At 70.6% G+C, this 14,869-nt stretch carries 12 protein-coding genes and 1 pseudogene; 10 read left to right on the plus strand and 3 right to left on the minus strand.

Going from position 1 to position 14,869, the window contains the following annotated elements:
- Positions 1–63: 63 nt before the first annotated feature.
- The gene (locus ACWD5Q_RS33670; protein WP_451430879.1) at positions 64–426 is read right to left on the minus strand and encodes an AlbA family DNA-binding domain-containing protein; all 363 of its coding nucleotides are present in this window, start codon (positions 424–426) and stop codon (positions 64–66) included.
- A 642-nt stretch (positions 427–1,068) separates the two neighbouring features.
- Here ACWD5Q_RS33670 and ACWD5Q_RS33675 point away from each other — a divergent pair.
- The 3 genes from ACWD5Q_RS33675 to ACWD5Q_RS33685 all read left to right on the plus strand — a co-directional run bounded on the left by ACWD5Q_RS33675 (position 1,069) and on the right by ACWD5Q_RS33685 (position 4,759).
- Positions 1,069–3,192, plus strand: a complete 2,124-nt coding sequence (locus ACWD5Q_RS33675; RefSeq protein ID WP_451430880.1) for a hypothetical protein — start codon at positions 1,069–1,071, stop codon at positions 3,190–3,192.
- Positions 3,189–3,716 (plus strand): hypothetical protein, encoded by a 528-nt coding sequence (locus ACWD5Q_RS33680; protein ID WP_451430881.1) that lies wholly within the window; start codon positions 3,189–3,191, stop codon positions 3,714–3,716. Before ACWD5Q_RS33675 ends, ACWD5Q_RS33680 begins: the two co-directional genes overlap by 4 nt.
- Before the next feature lie 230 nt (positions 3,717–3,946).
- A complete protein-coding gene (locus ACWD5Q_RS33685; protein ID WP_451430882.1) occupies positions 3,947–4,759 on the plus strand; it encodes a TIGR02391 family protein in 813 nt (270 codons plus the stop codon).
- Between the two features lie 153 nt (positions 4,760–4,912).
- Here the strand turns inward: ACWD5Q_RS33685 and ACWD5Q_RS33690 are convergent, their stop codons facing one another.
- Positions 4,913–5,632, minus strand: coding sequence for a hypothetical protein (locus ACWD5Q_RS33690; RefSeq protein ID WP_451430883.1), 720 nt, complete (start codon positions 5,630–5,632; stop codon positions 4,913–4,915).
- 368 nt (positions 5,633–6,000) lie between these two features.
- Between ACWD5Q_RS33690 and ACWD5Q_RS33695 the strand changes: the two genes are divergently transcribed.
- From ACWD5Q_RS33695 to ACWD5Q_RS33705, 3 genes and pseudogenes are all read left to right on the plus strand, one after another.
- Positions 6,001–6,414: a hypothetical protein gene (locus ACWD5Q_RS33695; RefSeq protein WP_451430884.1), complete on the plus strand. Its 414-nt coding sequence runs from the start codon at positions 6,001–6,003 to the stop codon at positions 6,412–6,414.
- A 338-nt stretch (positions 6,415–6,752) separates the two neighbouring features.
- Positions 6,753–7,130: pseudogene (locus tag ACWD5Q_RS33700) on the plus strand (competence protein CoiA); the annotation flags it as partial.
- Positions 7,131–7,296: 166 nt separating this feature from the next.
- Positions 7,297–8,115 (plus strand): hypothetical protein, encoded by an 819-nt coding sequence (locus ACWD5Q_RS33705; RefSeq protein WP_451430888.1) that lies wholly within the window; start codon positions 7,297–7,299, stop codon positions 8,113–8,115.
- 62 nt (positions 8,116–8,177) lie between these two features.
- On the opposite strand, the gene ACWD5Q_RS33710 is transcribed toward ACWD5Q_RS33705, so the two are convergent.
- Positions 8,178–8,861 carry a DUF6308 family protein gene (locus ACWD5Q_RS33710; RefSeq protein ID WP_241968033.1) on the minus strand — a complete coding sequence of 228 codons (684 nt, stop codon included), beginning with the start codon at positions 8,859–8,861 and terminating at the stop codon, positions 8,178–8,180.
- A 404-nt stretch (positions 8,862–9,265) separates the two neighbouring features.
- Here ACWD5Q_RS33710 and ACWD5Q_RS33715 point away from each other — a divergent pair, with 404 nt between their 5' ends.
- From ACWD5Q_RS33715 to ACWD5Q_RS33730, 4 genes are all read left to right on the plus strand, one after another.
- On the plus strand, positions 9,266–9,793 hold the full coding sequence (locus ACWD5Q_RS33715; protein WP_109445564.1) for a hypothetical protein: 528 nt from the start codon (positions 9,266–9,268) through the stop codon (positions 9,791–9,793).
- On the plus strand, positions 9,790–11,856 hold the full coding sequence (locus tag ACWD5Q_RS33720) for a DEAD/DEAH box helicase family protein (RefSeq protein ID WP_451430885.1): 2,067 nt from the start codon (positions 9,790–9,792) through the stop codon (positions 11,854–11,856). Before ACWD5Q_RS33715 ends, ACWD5Q_RS33720 begins: the two co-directional genes overlap by 4 nt.
- Positions 11,849–14,146, plus strand: a complete 2,298-nt coding sequence (locus tag ACWD5Q_RS33725; protein ID WP_451430886.1) for a hypothetical protein — start codon at positions 11,849–11,851, stop codon at positions 14,144–14,146. The genes ACWD5Q_RS33720 and ACWD5Q_RS33725 overlap by 8 nt, the downstream gene beginning before the upstream one ends.
- Before the next feature lie 225 nt (positions 14,147–14,371).
- Positions 14,372–14,608 carry a hypothetical protein gene (locus ACWD5Q_RS33730; RefSeq protein WP_451430887.1) on the plus strand — a complete coding sequence of 79 codons (237 nt, stop codon included), beginning with the start codon at positions 14,372–14,374 and terminating at the stop codon, positions 14,606–14,608.
- Positions 14,609–14,869 lie beyond the last annotated feature (261 nt).

Below are 14,869 nucleotides of genomic sequence, written 5' to 3' on the forward strand. Positions count from 1 at the left end.
GCCATACCACTCAAGATCACTGCTTCGCCTCCGAACTCTAAGCACAGCAGGTCAGGAGCATTTTCATGTCGTAACTACACGACAGACCGACAGGCCGGAGCCGTCGTCGAGCGGCACCGTGATGAACTTGGGCTCCCATGGCGGGTCGAACTTCTCGTAGCAGCCGCTGACGATCTGGTCGAGCACGCTCTGTGCGTCGACGCCTACGACCCGGTCTTCGCCGTCGGCGGCGCGGTCGTTGACGCCGACGAGGATCATGCCGCCGTAGGTGTTGGCCATGGCGGCGATCGACTTCAACAGACTGGAGGAGTACTCGCGCTTGAACTCCAGCGTCTGGCTCTCAAGCTGATCCGGGCGCGCGGCCAGCGCCCGTATGCGCTCAATCGTCAAATCCGCCATCGAAGCGGCGAACAGTGGGGTAACCATCACGACATCATCCCTATCTTCCCTCCTTCCTGCTGCGAGTTATGCGGTGCAGACGTGACCCGTGTGCGGATGCCCGCAGGAGCTCTCACCGGGATCCGGTTCGGAAACGCGAGAGCCAGGTGCCACCGGCCCTCTGCCCAGGCACCGCCTGGCGCTGGGCCTGGTGCTGGCGCTCGACTGGCTCAGCCTGCTCAGCTTGGCGTTCGGCCGTGATGGCCCGCTGCTTGCAGTCGTCGCACAGGTGCGGGTAGGGCTCCCGAGGGGTGCCCCATCCGGCGGCCTCGATCGCCATGAACTCGGCGTGGTCCGGCTCGTGCTGACGTACACTCAGGGGTTGCCGGTCCAGCAACGCTGTGCCGGCCGCGCACCGCTCTGGCTACACGGAAACTGCATGTCACAGACTTCGAGCTGAGGCATGAGAGCAGCTGGCACCCGTCATCGACGGGCGTTCGGTCCTCGGACCGGCTGACCAGCGGCTCGTCGGCGACGTAGAACGCCAGTCGGCACGGGACGTCACGGCGTGGGAGCCGCTGATGGATCGTGACGGCGCTCGCCGCCCCCTGCGGACGGCGCGCAGTGGAGGCAGGGGCGACCCTGCCCGCGGGTTTTCCTGCTGCGCGCGATGCCCGGGAGGGCGAGACCATGACTTCGATCGACGCATTCGACGGCCGGGACGGGCAGGAACCCGACGACGGCCTTCCTCCCCTGCTGCGCCGCCCCGCACCGGTGGCGGACCCGCAGCCGGTGACCCGGCTCCGCGGTGCGCGCAGGGCACTGCAGGAGAACCCCGACACCTCGCTGGACGAGGCGGCGGCGAACGCCGTCACCTCGGGCGCGGTGGATCCCGCGCGGCTGCGCGCTCTGGTGAGCGGTGAGCCGGTCAGCCTGCTGACGGCCAAGCCGGTCGTCGGCGGCACGCTGTACGCGACCGCGCCGCACGACCGCTACCTCGACCTCGACGTCCTGCCCGACTTCATCAACCAGCGGTGGGCGGACCAGCTGCGTACGGCCATGGACGCGGCACCGCCCACGTCGCTGGTGACCTCGTACGAGACGCTGACCGATCCGGAGACCGGCGAGCCGATCGCGGTCTTCACCGTCCGCATGCGCGACCGCAAGGCCCTGGCCAGTGCGGTCTCCGAGAGCATGCTCAACACCTTCTACGCCCAGAAGGGCGAGAACGACTACACCCAGAGCGTGCTCCAGCAGGGCGTGAAGGAGCCGCTGACGCTGTTCGCGATGCGCGTCGTGTACGACGACGGCAGCGAGGACACCTTCCTGATCGCGGGCGACGGCAACAGCCGACTGGTGAGCATGTGGCTGGCGCGCACCGGCGGCGACATCTACCAGGCGATCTCGGCCTGCATCAGCACCGTCATCGGCTCGACCGACCAGCCCGGCGAGCGCAGCCGTGCCGAGCAGGGAGCCGCGCGCCGGCGGGTGGCCGAGCTGACCGCGCGCACCCGCAAGAACCTGGCCGCGCTCGTGCTGACGGAGGCGACCCGGCGCGAGGGCCACACGCTCGCCTTCCCGGCCACCGTCGTCGTCGGCGCACGGTCCGACAGCGGCGAGCCGCTGGCGGATCTGGTGGCGGCCCGGGACGACCTGCTGGCCAATCTGCACGTGCACGTCACCGCCTGGACCCCGGGGGCGCAGAACACACAGGGCATGCAGCGGGTCTACCGGCACGCCCACCGTGAGGGACTGATCACCCCGGACGTACACCGGGTGCTGTCGGGAACCGTGGGCGCGCAGGCCATGCACGAACTGCTCGGCGTTCCGGCGCACCGGCTGTGGTCGGCCGCGGTCCATCAGCACGCGGTGCTCGCCGGGCCGCACGCGGACGCCATGAATCGGCTGATCAAGCAGGAATTCGGGATGGGCAAGGCCGACCGGCAGCGGGTCAGCGAGCGTCTGGCGCCCATGGCGCTGTCGGACTACCGCAGCCAGGAGGGCATCGAACAGCCGCTGCGCGCCTTCGGCAACGGCGGCACGATCACCGACACCGTGTGGAAGCAGCCATGGGAGCTGACCAAGGGCGAGGACACCTTCGAGGTCCTCGACGACATCCTCGAGCGCGCTGTGGCCGGCGAGACGGGCGCCGTGGCGGAGCTGACCGTCCTGGGCGGCACCGCGGCGATCCTCGACGGCTACATCACCCGGGACCGCGGCTCAAAGGAAGGCACCGACCGCGAGGCCCGCAAGGCGCCCTTCCGAGCGACACCGGTGAAACTGCTGGATCTGCTGGCGCGGAGTGCCGGGGGGCTGCGGATGCTGCACTCCATCGCCCGCGCCCACGTCGCCGCCGACCCGGCCGTGCTGCCCAAGCTGTTCCACACCCAGGAGCGCGAGGTCGACGGTGTCCTGGTCCGCGACGGCGAGCCCATGCTCGACAAGGCCGGCCAGCAGATGATCATCGACTACGAGTGGGACCTCGTCCACGCCGCCGACCCGGCCCAGGCCCTGGAGACCATCGCCAAGAACCGCGCGGAGGCCAAGGCCAAGACGGGGGGCAAGCACCAGGAGCCCGAGCCGGAGGACGTCCGCCTGCGCCGGACGCTCGAGCAGGGCATCACCTCGGCCGCCAAGGCCGCGCGGGCGCTGGCCCGCATGAGCCAGAGGCGCGGCAACCAGGTGTTCGGCACCTTCGATGCTGTCCAGGGCCAGCGCGAGCAGCTGGCCCAGCTCGCCGAGATCCTCACGAAGTTCGGGCCCGTCGACACCTCCCTCTTCGTGTTCGACGAGGACGAGGAGGACACCGAGTGAGCGCCCCTCTCACGCTGCCCGCGCAGATCGGCCGGGCGCTGCAGCCGGTGCTGCGGCTGGTGGGCCCGGTGCTCGACGACAACGTGGTGCGGGGCGGCGGCAGGCATGCGCCGGTGGTGGTGTGCCCGGCCCGGCCGGATGCGGTGCGCCGCCGGGCGGCGGCGACTTGCGCGGTGTATGTCGCGTGGGACAGCCGCCGCGGGTGCCAGTACGTGGGCAGCGTGTGCCGCCAGGGCGCCGGCGCGGTCGGCGACCGGCTGGCCGAGCACTACGCGCACCCCACGACCGGCGTGGCCCGGCGGGGGGCCTGGTCTTTGCTGACCATCCTGCCCCTGGCCGACCAGAGCGCCCTGGAGGTGGTGCGCAACGCCGAGGGGTGGACGGCCCGGCTGCTGAACCCGGTGGACGGATCCGCTCACCCGCGGGTCGACCTCACGCAGACACCCGCCGCGCTGGCCCTCAACATCGGCCGGCGGGCACAATTCGGCCCCGCCGGTGCGGGGACGGACGCCGGTTCAACATAGCCGCAGGTCGAGAGGCATGAGCGGCCCCGGGTGCCCACGGCTCCCGGGGCCGCAGCCGGATGCAGGTACGCACGGACATCATTCCCCGGCTGCGCCGGGGTCGGCCGTGGCCCGGGACGAACATGCCGGGGGCCGCGGTTCTTTGTGGGCGCGGGAAAGCGGCAGCCGCCCTGTCCGCGCCCGTGTCATCCTGGCCGGTTGGCCATGAAACGAGGGGAAGTGGCAAGGACATGGCAGCGCGTAGATTCGAGCCCTGGCCCGCACGGGTCGTCACGGCGGTGGCCGGTGTGCTCGGCGACACCGCGCAGGGGCTGACCGGACGGGAGATCGGGCAACTGCTGGCGGCCGTGAGAGTGCCGGACGCGGAGGGCGGCAACAAGCGGGACCGGCTGGCCGCGGCGCTGCTGGCGCAGCAGGCACGCCAGCAAGCGGCCAACTGCGTGATCGCGTTCATCAGCGAGGCGATGGCTCCCGTGCGCTACGCGCAGGAACCGCACACGTTCTCGCGTCGGCGGGACGATCTCAACGAGGTCCTCGTCCACGTCGGGCTACGGGTCAACGACGAGGGAAAGCTCGCCAAGGGACCGATCGCGGCCACTCTCAACGAGGCCGCCCAGCACGCCAGTTCGCTGCGGTCGGAACTGCGCCGCCGCTCCACGCATCCAGAGGTGCTGCGCTACTGCACGCTGGAGATCCTGGCCAAGAACCCCTTCCACGCCAGCCTGGAGGCGGTCAAGTCGGTAGCCGACCGGCTGCGGCAGCTCACCGGCCTGGGTCTGGACGGGGCGCGCCTGGTCGACGCGGTACTCATGCCCGGCCAAGGCACGGCTCGGGTGCCCATCAACGCGAACGCCACCGGGCCCGAGCTGGACGAGCAGAAGGGGTTGGCGAACCTGGTCAAGGGACTGTTCAGCATGTTCCGCAATCCGGCCGCGCACGAGCCGCGGCTTCACCGCACGGTCACCGACGAGGAGCTGCTGGAACTGCTGACCACCCTGTCGATGGTCCACCGACGGCTCGACAGCGCGCACGTCACCCCCTGACGGCAGGTCAGCCGTGTTCCTCGGGGTTGTCCGGCAGCGTCGCGTGCCAGACGGTCCGCCCCTCGTCGTACAGGCCGCTGTCGGCGTTCCGCGGTGAGGATCCGGGGCTGTCCCGTACCAGGCGGGTACGGGACAGCGGGCCAGCCCCGTGGGTCAGGCGGCCGGGCGGGCGGCGAGGTCGGCGGCGGTACGCGCGAAGCGGGCCGCCTCCTGGAGAGTGAACATGCAGTCGGCGTCGGTAGCTTCGTCCTCGTCGGGGATGCGGGCGGCTTCCCGCATCGTGCGCAGGGCAGCTGCCGCGATGACCGCGACCGGGGCGGTCGTGGTGTAGATCCGCTCGAACATCCTCGGCTCGGTGAGCCATCCGTCGGCCCGCACTCCGTAGATCGCGGGATTACAGATGTGGCTGGCGCCGACGAGCCGGTCCAGGACGTCCGCGGCCGCGCGCAGCAACTCCGCGCTCACCTCTGCCTCTTCCCAGGCGGCCGCTTCCAGCACCATGTACACGACCTGGACGAGGGGCGTGTCGTGCACCGTGACTTCGCTGGCGGCGTGCTCGTCCGCGGCGGGCTGCAGGCGCGCGCGGGCGGCGAGGTCGCCTTGCGTACGCAACAGGGCGTGCTTGAGTTCGCGATCCTTCACCGCCCAGGCCACCGCCGCATCCACCAGGCGGGCCGCCTTCTCCCCCTCGGCGCCGAAGCCGGCGCGCAGCCGGGCGGCGAGACGGCGGGCGGGCTCGGCGTGGCCGGGCTCCCGGCGGACGCCGCCCGGGCCGAGCTTGGCGCGCAGCAGCTCGGTGTACTTGCCCGTGCCGCCCGCGGCCTTCTGCGCGGCGCGGGCGCGCTGGCCGACGCGGGACTGGTTGCGTGGCATGACGTCTTCTCTCCGGGCACCCCGCGCCTGCCCGCAGTCGTGCGGGTGGGTGTCGCGGGCCCGGGTGGGGACCTTGGCCGTCTGAGCTGCCCCGGCGCGGGCGGGGATACAGCATCGGCGGTCGGCGGTGCGCGTCCTGCCGGTCGGCATCGTAGTGGAAACCGCCCGCCCTCCTCCGCTGGTCCACGGACACCGTGCTCAGTACGCGCGGGATACCTCGGCCCTCCGGGTCGTACCTGCGCACGACGGCGTGGGCGTAGAACTCGTCGACCCGCGCCGGGCTTCCTGCCCCCGCCCGCCCATGTCTTCCTCGCCCTGTCCTCTGCCAGCCCATTGCGACCATCGCAAATAGTTGCGATGGTCGCACCATGCATCCGCTTGAAGAACTGGCCGCCCTGCGCCACCCCATGCCCGAACCCGGCACCGTCACCCCCGAGGACTGCTACGCCAACGCCTGCGAACAGGTGGCGGAGCAGCGCAGCAACGACGCCCTCGGCCTGGAGGCCGCGAGCCAGGAGCTCGAGACGGACCCGCTGCTGCTGGCGCTGGACGACCTGAAGGCGCAGAAGGAGGCCGTGGACGCCCGGATCCGGCAACTGCTGGCCTACGGGAGGGAGTTCCACGGCAGCCGCCCCTGCCAACTGGAGGAACTCGCCCGCCACGCCGGATACAGCCCCTCCGGAGTGCGCACCGCCTACGGCGAGGCAGAGATCAGGCACGTCGCCGCGCAGATCGGCCGGGAACCGAACCGGCCCCGCCGCGACACCGCCGGCAGTCGGTGACCACGGCGGTCGACGCCACGCCGCTGCCGACTTCGGTCCCTTGCCCTGCTGCCTGCCTGCCAGCGGATCCGCCGCAGGCCTTCAGGCGGCAGATGCTGGCCGGCCGGCTGTGGCCGGGTGAACGGCGGCCTGCCGTGCGCAGCCCCAAGGAGCAGTGCACCCTCCCCCGGGGACACCGCTCAGGCGGCGCTGCGTGTCCTGCGCGCCGAGGGGGTGGGCCGGCATCGTGCGACGGCAGCGGCAGTCTCGTCGCCGCCGCTGCCCTGCCCAGGGACGCTGAGGCCAACGACGGGCCACCGGCACCGAGCTTGAGACACCGCGCGCCTGGGGGAGGGCGGATGGGGTTCACCGCGGTCCATGCCGACTGGGGGCGGCTGGATGCGTCGCTGGACGATCTCGGGTGCGGCCGTGCCTGGGAGGACGTCCATCGGGTCAAGGGGGTGCCGCTGGCGTGCCCGGAGTGTGGGGGCCGGGTGTTCGCGCGGGTCTCCTCACACCATGCCCGGCACTTCTACCACCAGCAGCAGCCGCGTGACTGCGAGCTGGCGAACGAGTCGTACGAACACCACCTGCTGAAGCTGGAGCTGGCCACGGCCGCCCGGGCGGCGGGGTTCACAGCAGAGCTGGAGGTGAGCAGCGAGCGGCGCAACTGGCGTGCCGACGTGCTGGTCTTCGATGAGCAGGGCAGGGCGTTCATGGCTCTGGAAGCGCAGCTGTCGCCGATGACGCCGCCAGAGGCGCGGATGCGCACCGACCGCTATGCACGAGATGGTGTGGGGTGTGCTGGGTCGGGCTGCAGGGCAGGCCCTGGCAGCGTGCCGTGCCCACGTTGCGGGTGGAGTACCCCGAAGGCCGCGGGGCGGCTGGACGGTGCGGCACGGCATGGCGCGCTACGCCTGGGCTCCGCGCACGCTGGCGGGGACGGCGGGATGGACCCACATCACATGCCCGCTCGGCGATGCCATCCGGTGGATCCTCCAAGGGCGGGTGCACCCTCATACCGGCCCGGGCGGCACGGTGTGGTGGACGGCCGACGCGTACGTGCAACTGGCGGCCGCCCGCGCCCGGATGGAGGCGGAAGCCGAGGCCGCCGCACGTGCCCGGGCTGCCGAGCAGGCCCGCCGGGCGGCCGCGGCGCGGGCCGCCGCCGCCGAACGGTGCCTTGAAGACGCCCTGCAGCGGGCCCAGGAACGGCAGGCCGAGCAGGAACGTCTGGCCGCCTTCCTCGAACACGCCGCAATAGACGCCCACCTGTGGCCCGCCTTCACGCAACTGCTCCGCAGCGCATCCGGCAAACCGGTCGAGTACGGCGTGCAGAGCCCCGCCCACGGCAACGGCCTGCTCGTCTACAGCAGGCCCAGCCCGGGCCGCGCGTTCACCCTCGCCGGTGTGGTGTGCCCCGATCCCCAGGCACTCGCCCAGTGGCCGGCCGAGCTGACCATCCTGGTCCCCGGCCAGACCTGGCTGGCCCGCATCCAGGCCGCCGCCCGCACCCCGCTGAAAGTCGCGGTGCTGAACCCGATCACCAAGCAATGTTCCTTCCTGCGCATCACGGCCCAGCCCCCGGATCCCGCAACGCCCAGCGCCGGACACGCCTCCTCCAGCCCCAGGACCGCACCGCCGGCGGCACCCCGGCCGCGAGTCCGCACCTCTTGCCCACCCCGGTGGCCCCCCACGCGAACGTCCCACACACCCCAGTGACGGTTGGTAAAGTCCGTCACCCTCATACGCCAGAACACCGGAGGGGACCTTCGCTGCCGAAGTCAGCGAGGACAAGCGTGACCCTCCGACCGGTGCCCCATCCACACCGCCACGTCGCATACCCGCAGCGCACTCACCGTCTCCGGCACCCCCGCGACCTGGCGCAGCGCGAGCAACTGGCGGTGCAGGGAACGGTCGTCCGCGCGCAGCGCGGCATGCAGCGCAAGCCAGAACGAGGGGCGCGGGCGGCCCAGAGCGCAGCGCACCACCTTGTCGTAGACCGGCAACAGCTGCGGACGCTTACGAGCCAAGAGCTTCCCAGCGATGACCCAGTCAACTCCGTGCTGTGCGCAGAGGAGGTGCCAGGCCCGGTCCGCCGGCGAGCCCCCGGCCAAGACGTCCGCTTCGGCGTCGACCATGTCGACGTCCGCGGGGATGTCGTGCAGCAGACCAGACAGCTGCGCGCCGAGGGTGCCCTCCAGAATGTCCAGCGCGACAGAAGCCGGAACGGTCACCGACAAGGTCTGCACCGCGACCAGGTCCTCCGCCGTGATCCGGTCGGCGATCTCCGGCTGGTCTCCCCCACCGGCCAGATGCTCGAACCGGCTGCCGGTGAACGTCGCCTCACCGGGTGACATGCCTATGCCGAAGTAACGCCGCAGATCACCCACGGCACGCTCGGCACCCAGCAGTTCTTTCAACCGCTGCCCCAACGGCGACAACGACGCTCCACTGAGAGAGATCACGCGAATCCATCCTTCATTCGAGATCGCGAGCAAACCAGTCTGTAGCAGGGCGGCCAGGTGGGCGTGCCAACACAGAAGCCACTGTCCTGCGCCACCCCCGTCCTGCCGCGACGGGCACCGCCGCCGCGGCAGGGGTGGTGCTGGCCTCGAAGTCGCGGTATGCCATGGCGGCGAAGTCGGTCAGGGGCGGAAGTGCCCGCGGCGCTGCTGCCTGGACGGACCATGACTCTGTGGCCACGGCAACTATTGGGTCACGAAGCGCCGTTGGCCATCACATCACCTTCACATACCTGCCAGGATGCGGAAGCAGGCTCTGGAACGGGGGGGTTGTGGCGGCACCCGGGTGGTATGCGCGGTTAGCTGCGGTACGCGGAGTGGTCTATCAGCCTCCTACCGGTCTGAATATGGACCGGCTACGGGCCGCCGGTTGGGGGCAACGCCCAAGGATCGAGCGGTTCCAGGGGCGTGAGCCGTCGCTGTGGTGGGGAAACACCACCCAGTCGCCGGCTCAGCAGCATGCCCTGCAGCGCACCGAAGACGTCTCGACCGCTGAGGTGCTCGTGAACCTCGCGGAGGTGCTCGAGCTCCCGGGCCAGGCGTCGGACTACCACTACGCGCTGCAGAGCACGGTCGCGGAGCTGCGTAGGCGACGCCAGACAAGTCCGGAACTTTTTGGCGAGATCGAGCGGCTGTGCCGCCTGGATCTGCAGCTGGCCCTGGCCGTTCCGGACGCGGTCTCGTTCGCCGAGGGCCAGTTCGTGTACATAGGGGCCGTGGACTGGCTGCTGGAGATGTACCTCACGGAGGGGCTGCTGGCAGATGCCCTGTGGGTGGCGGAAGCCGCCGAACACGTCGGGGCCGGTGACAGGCCCCGCGTCCGCAAAGCGCGGGAGCGGGCAGCGCGTGTGGCCGCTGAGGACGCGGCCGTATGACGGGGCATCCCGGTCTGGCGCAGGTCCTGCCCAGCGAGTCGTTCCTGGAGTACGCGTTCGTGCGATGGGTGCTGACCCCTGCGGCTCATCCGGCCATCGTCGACCGAGTGCGGGCGCAGGCGCCGCTGGATGTGGGCGGGCACTGCTACCGGCTCGACTATCTCGTGGCGGGCGACCGGCTGCAGGTGGCGGTCGAACTCGACGGCTTCGCGGCCCATAGCGGCCGGGAGGCGTTCACCCGCGACCGGCTGCGGCAGAACGACATCACTGCTGCTGGGCACGCGGTGGTCCGGTTCTCCTACGACTCCATCCGTATCAACACGGCCCGCTGCGTCGCCCAACTTCAGGCGGTCATGGCCCGTGACCCCGCCTTGGCCCTGCTTGTCATCGCCCATCCGCTCGTGGAGACACCCGCTATGGACCCCGATCCCCGGGCCGCCTTCGGCCCCTCGCCGCGCATCAGCACCGTGGCCGGCGACCGCGACTACTTCACGCTTGCGCGAGAGGCCGTCGATGTGCGGACGTTGCGCGAGTGCCAGAAGCAGGCGCTGGCCGCGCTGAAGGACTTCTACGCCGCCTGCGGCACCAAGGCGGCGTGTGTGATGAGTGTCGGCGCCGGCAAGACCGCGCTGGGGGTGGCCGCTCTGCTCTCCGTGGCCCTCAGGCGCGCGCTGGTCGTCACACCGGGCAACGTGATCCGCGGGACGTTCGACACAGCTTTGGACCACCGGGCTGTCGGTAACGCCCTCTACGGGCTGCGAGGCGGCCCGCTGATCCCAGGGTGCCGGCCGCCCTCGGTGCTCACGGTGGACCGGGACGCCGGGGGTGTCCGCAAGGTAGATCGGCAGAAGCTGCTGGCCGCCGACGTCATCATCACGAACTTCCACTCCCTGGGCAGCGGGCAGGACCCCGACGATCTGCTGGCCAAGCTGACCCCGGACGATGTGGACTTCATCGTCGTAGACGAAGCGCACATCGCGGCGGCCGAGTCCTACCAGCGATTGTTCGCGCACTTCGCCTCGGCGTGCGTCGTGCTGATGAGTGCCTGCTTCACCCGCCTGGACGGCAAGCCGATCGATGCGGAGGTGGTCTACCGGTACCGCCTCATCGACTCCATCGCGGACGGCAACGCCAAGAACCTGCGCGTGCACCGGTTCACCCCCGACAGCGCGGCCACCACCTACGAGCTGGTGTGGCCGGACGGCCGCCGGGAGGAGATCACCGGCCGGGACGAGCTGCTGGCCGTCCTGAAAGACGAGCGCAAGCTCTCGCGTATCACGGCCAGGTCGACCGAGCCGATCCGCCAGGTGATGCGCGTCGTGAAACGCCTGCTCGACCAGCAGCGCGACCTGCTGTTCCCGGTCAAGCCGCGGGTGCTGTTCGCTGCTATGGGCCGCCAGCACGCGGAGCAGATCGCGCGCCTGGCCGATGAGCACGGCATCGCCTGCGACGTCCTGCACCACTCGATGACCGATGCGGCCGTCGCCAAGGTCCGCGAGCGGTTCGAGTCGGACGCCGGAGACTTGGACGGCATCGTGCAGCTGAAGATGCTGGGCCAGGGTTATGACTTCCCGCCCATCTGCTTGGTGGTGCCCATGCGCCCCTACGGCAGCTTCAGCGAGTTCTACCAGTTCATCGGCCGCGGCATCCGCATCCTGTCCCACCCCTCGCTGCAGGGCCGGGTGGGCCCCCAGCAGCAGTTCCTCGATATCGTCCTGCACGCCGAGCTCGGCCTGGACGACCACCTGGACACCCTCTACGCCGAGAACGACATGGACCCGGCTACCGGCACGGTCGCCGACGACGCGCCCGAGCCGATCGGCACCGCCCCGCTTCCCGGCAGCCGGGGCGGCGACGAAACCGGCCGGATGGACGCGTTCGTGCTCTTCGAACGCGGCGAGATCACCAGCCGCGTCGTGCACGACTCCGAGCGCGTCGAGACTCGGCGCGCCGAACGCGAACGCGAAGCCCTCGCCCAGCGCTACGCACTGTATGCGGCCGGCACCGACAGCCCCGTGTCGTTCGAGCAATACGTCGACGTCGTACGAGCGCTGCATGACTGACAGCCTCGGCCGCACCTTCGCGGCCGCCACCGGCCCCGACGCCTTCCTCGCGGCCGAACGTGCCGATGGACAGGAGGGGCGCTTCGCTCCGTTCGAGGAACTGGCCGCGACCGGTATGACGACCAGCTTCACCGGCACGGCGCCGGTGGAGCTGTCCGCCGACGGACACCTGTCCCTGCGCCTGTCGCCGTCGGCGCGCGCAGCCATGAGCGGCTGGTTCGACCTCGCAAGGCAGCAGGCCAAGGGGGCCTGGTGGCTGCCCGAGAGCACGGTGGTCAAAGCCGGCCCGGTCAATCTGCCCGCCTACTACACGGGCAACCCGCGGTGGGCCGCGAACATCGCCGCCATGGTCTCCGTGCGCTCCTCACTCGCCAGCAACCCGGACGCGTTCGCCTGCTGGGCGCTGCTCATTCCCTACGCCACCGACCTGCTCGCCCCGCTGGTCCTGCGCGGACCGCAGGCCGGCGCCCTCGAGCCCACCGCAGCCGGTGCCGCCTGGGCCGACGCCGAGGCCCGCTACCGCGCCCTGGGCCTGCTCACCGCGCCCGTGGAAACAGCGCTCGCCCGGCTGCGCCCGGGAGGCGGCTGGTCCCGCCTGACCACGGACCAGCAGATCGCCGCCCGCCAAGCCCTGGTCCACGCTCTCACGCCGGCGGTCGACACCACCACCACCGCCCGCTGGCGCGCCACTCAGTTGGCGGTGCTGGTGCAGCGCTACTACCTCAAGGCGAAGAAGGGCCGCCCCAGCGCCCGCGCCGTCCTCACCAAGGCGCTGCAGCCCACCCTCGCCGCGTTCTTCGACGGCGACTGGCTAGCGTTCCTCGACTACCTGGGCGAGCAGCCGGCCGACGACGAACAGATCGTCACGACCCTGCCCGCCGCCCGCCTGTATGTGCGCGCCTCCGCGAAGGTCGAGCAGATCGCCGCACAGCAGAAGCTGCCCGTCGAGCAGGTCGCTTCAATGGTCGCCAGCTACCTGGGCAGCGACGAGATCCGCTCCCCCATCGAGCAGCGCGTCACCGTGCTGCGCCGCTACTGGGAGACCTTCGACGCCCTCCACGCCGCCCAGCGCCCCGGCCAGCCGCCGCTGCTCGAGCTGGTCGGCAACCCCTGGATCCCGCCGGACGAAGACGAAGCCTTCCCCACCCCCGTCTACGAGCGCGTCCTGCCGCCGCAGCTCCTCGCCGAAACCGAGAAGCTGTGGGGCTCGGAATGCCATCCGCGCTACCCCGACCGCTTGGTCTCCGCGCTGCTGCCCCAGGCCAGCATGGCCGAAGCGTTCGGGCCCGCGCTCACGTTCTGGCACGAAATCGCCCTGAGCGCGTGGTACATCTGCGAAGGCCCCTACGCCCGCAGCGACCTGCACGGCCTGGCTGACTACCACGCCCGCCGCACCGACGCTTTGAAGGCCACCGGTACCCCGGTCGGTCCGAGCCTGTTCACCGAACTCGCCGACGCAGAACAGCGCCTGGGGCCGCCCCAGGACATCCAGCGCCCCATCAAGATGGACCACCCCGACGGCTACACCATCACCGCCACCACAACCGTCGGCCAGCGCCGCGACGGCTTCCCCCTCCTACGCGACATCATCACCCGCCACCGCCGGGCCTGGGCCCGCCAACACCTCGAGACCGCGCTCGGCTCATGGGAAGGACAGCTGCGGGAGGTCTCCCGCGAGCTCAACCGGGCCGCCAACGGCCGCGGGAAACCCCTGACCGTCAAGCAGTTCGCCCGGATCGCCACGCCCGTCGCGAACCGGTGGTTCGGCGGCGACCTGGCCGCCCTGTGCGCGGCCATCGGCGATAAGACCCCCGTTGAGCAAGAACGCATCCACCTGCTGCCCTACGACCGTACCGCCCTGTGCCGCCACCTGTTCCACGCCCTGGGCGGCCGCTACGTCACCAACACCAGCGGCGACGTGCCCGGCTTCCAGCGAAGCTGGGCCATGACCCGCCTCGTGGCCCAAGCCCCCCGCCTCATCCAGCTCGAAGAACTCCTCGGCCGCACCCCCACCGAAAAGGAATTCCGCGCACCGTCCTACTCCTGGCCCGAAGGCCTGACCTACCCGGCCTATACCGCCGCCACCCAGCAGGCCCGTCTCGCCCTCCCCCTCACCCGTACCACCGAGGCAGAACAGGAACCCGCCACGCAGCCCACACCCCCTCCACTCCCCCCGATCCCCGCAAACAACCCGACACCGACTCCGCACCAGCCACCCTCACCACCAGCACCTCCGGTGCAGCCCGAACGCCGACGCGGACTCCTCAACCGCCTACTCGGCCGCGACTGAGCCAGAGGAGCGGCGGCCCCGTCGGGGCCATGCTCTCGCCGACGGCAGGAAGGCTGGCAGCGTCGTAGGCTGGCGTCCGTGCCCCTTCCTCCGCTCCCTGGTGCACTTTTTCTTCCGACTACCTCTGCAGAAGGCGGAAAGGCGCCCGCGCACCGGCTGCGGTGTCGTCGTAGAAGTGGACACTCAGGACATGGGCTTGCGGGCGCGGGGCTGAAGGGAAGTGCCATGATCCAAGGCATGGATAATGCCGAATTCGAGGTCATACCGGAACGGCGGTACGTCAAGAGCGTACGGCGCTACGCGCCGGAGAGTCTCATCCCGCACATCGCGTCAGTCTCGGCGCAGTTCGGCATCCCGGAAATCGGACGCGGCTGGATGCACCGCCCGGATGAGGGCATCACCTACTATCCCTGGGCACTCGCCGACATCGCGTCGGTGTCGCTACTGAGATTGAAAGCGTGATGTCGGCTGCCTGGATCAGGTGGTCACCGCTTGCGATTGGGGCTCCACTCGTAGGTTCCTGGGGCCGTCTCGATGACTTCGCGCGGCCAGGTCTGCCGGACCTGTTCCAGGCGCCCGCGGTGCTCCGCGATCCAGTCTCCCTGGGGTCGGGTCCCCAGGACCGCCGTAAGAACTCCTAACAGAATGCTGCAACTCGCCTCGGAATGAAGGGGTCTGATGACTTGTTAGCCTGCACATGAGAAGGGGTGAGCGGCCGCCGTG

The sequence above is a fragment of the Streptomyces sp. NPDC002513 genome, from assembly GCF_053595355.1.

Coding starts and splice junctions, on each gene's coding strand:
- ACWD5Q_RS33675 (WP_451430880.1), top strand. CDS start 1,069: ATGACTTCGATCGACGCATTCGACGGCCGGGACGGGCAGGAACCCGAC.
- ACWD5Q_RS33690 (WP_451430883.1), bottom strand. CDS start 5,632: ATGCCACGCAACCAGTCCCGCGTCGGCCAGCGCGCCCGCGCCGCGCAG.
- ACWD5Q_RS33685 (WP_451430882.1), top strand. CDS start 3,947: ATGGCAGCGCGTAGATTCGAGCCCTGGCCCGCACGGGTCGTCACGGCG.
- ACWD5Q_RS33725 (WP_451430886.1), top strand. CDS start 11,849: ATGACTGACAGCCTCGGCCGCACCTTCGCGGCCGCCACCGGCCCCGAC.
- ACWD5Q_RS33730 (WP_451430887.1), top strand. CDS start 14,372: ATGATCCAAGGCATGGATAATGCCGAATTCGAGGTCATACCGGAACGG.
- ACWD5Q_RS33670 (WP_451430879.1), bottom strand. CDS start 426: ATGGTTACCCCACTGTTCGCCGCTTCGATGGCGGATTTGACGATTGAG.
- ACWD5Q_RS33705 (WP_451430888.1), top strand. CDS start 7,297: ATGGCGCGCTACGCCTGGGCTCCGCGCACGCTGGCGGGGACGGCGGGA.
- ACWD5Q_RS33720 (WP_451430885.1), top strand. CDS start 9,790: ATGACGGGGCATCCCGGTCTGGCGCAGGTCCTGCCCAGCGAGTCGTTC.
- ACWD5Q_RS33695 (WP_451430884.1), top strand. CDS start 6,001: ATGCATCCGCTTGAAGAACTGGCCGCCCTGCGCCACCCCATGCCCGAA.
- ACWD5Q_RS33715 (WP_109445564.1), top strand. CDS start 9,266: ATGGACCGGCTACGGGCCGCCGGTTGGGGGCAACGCCCAAGGATCGAG.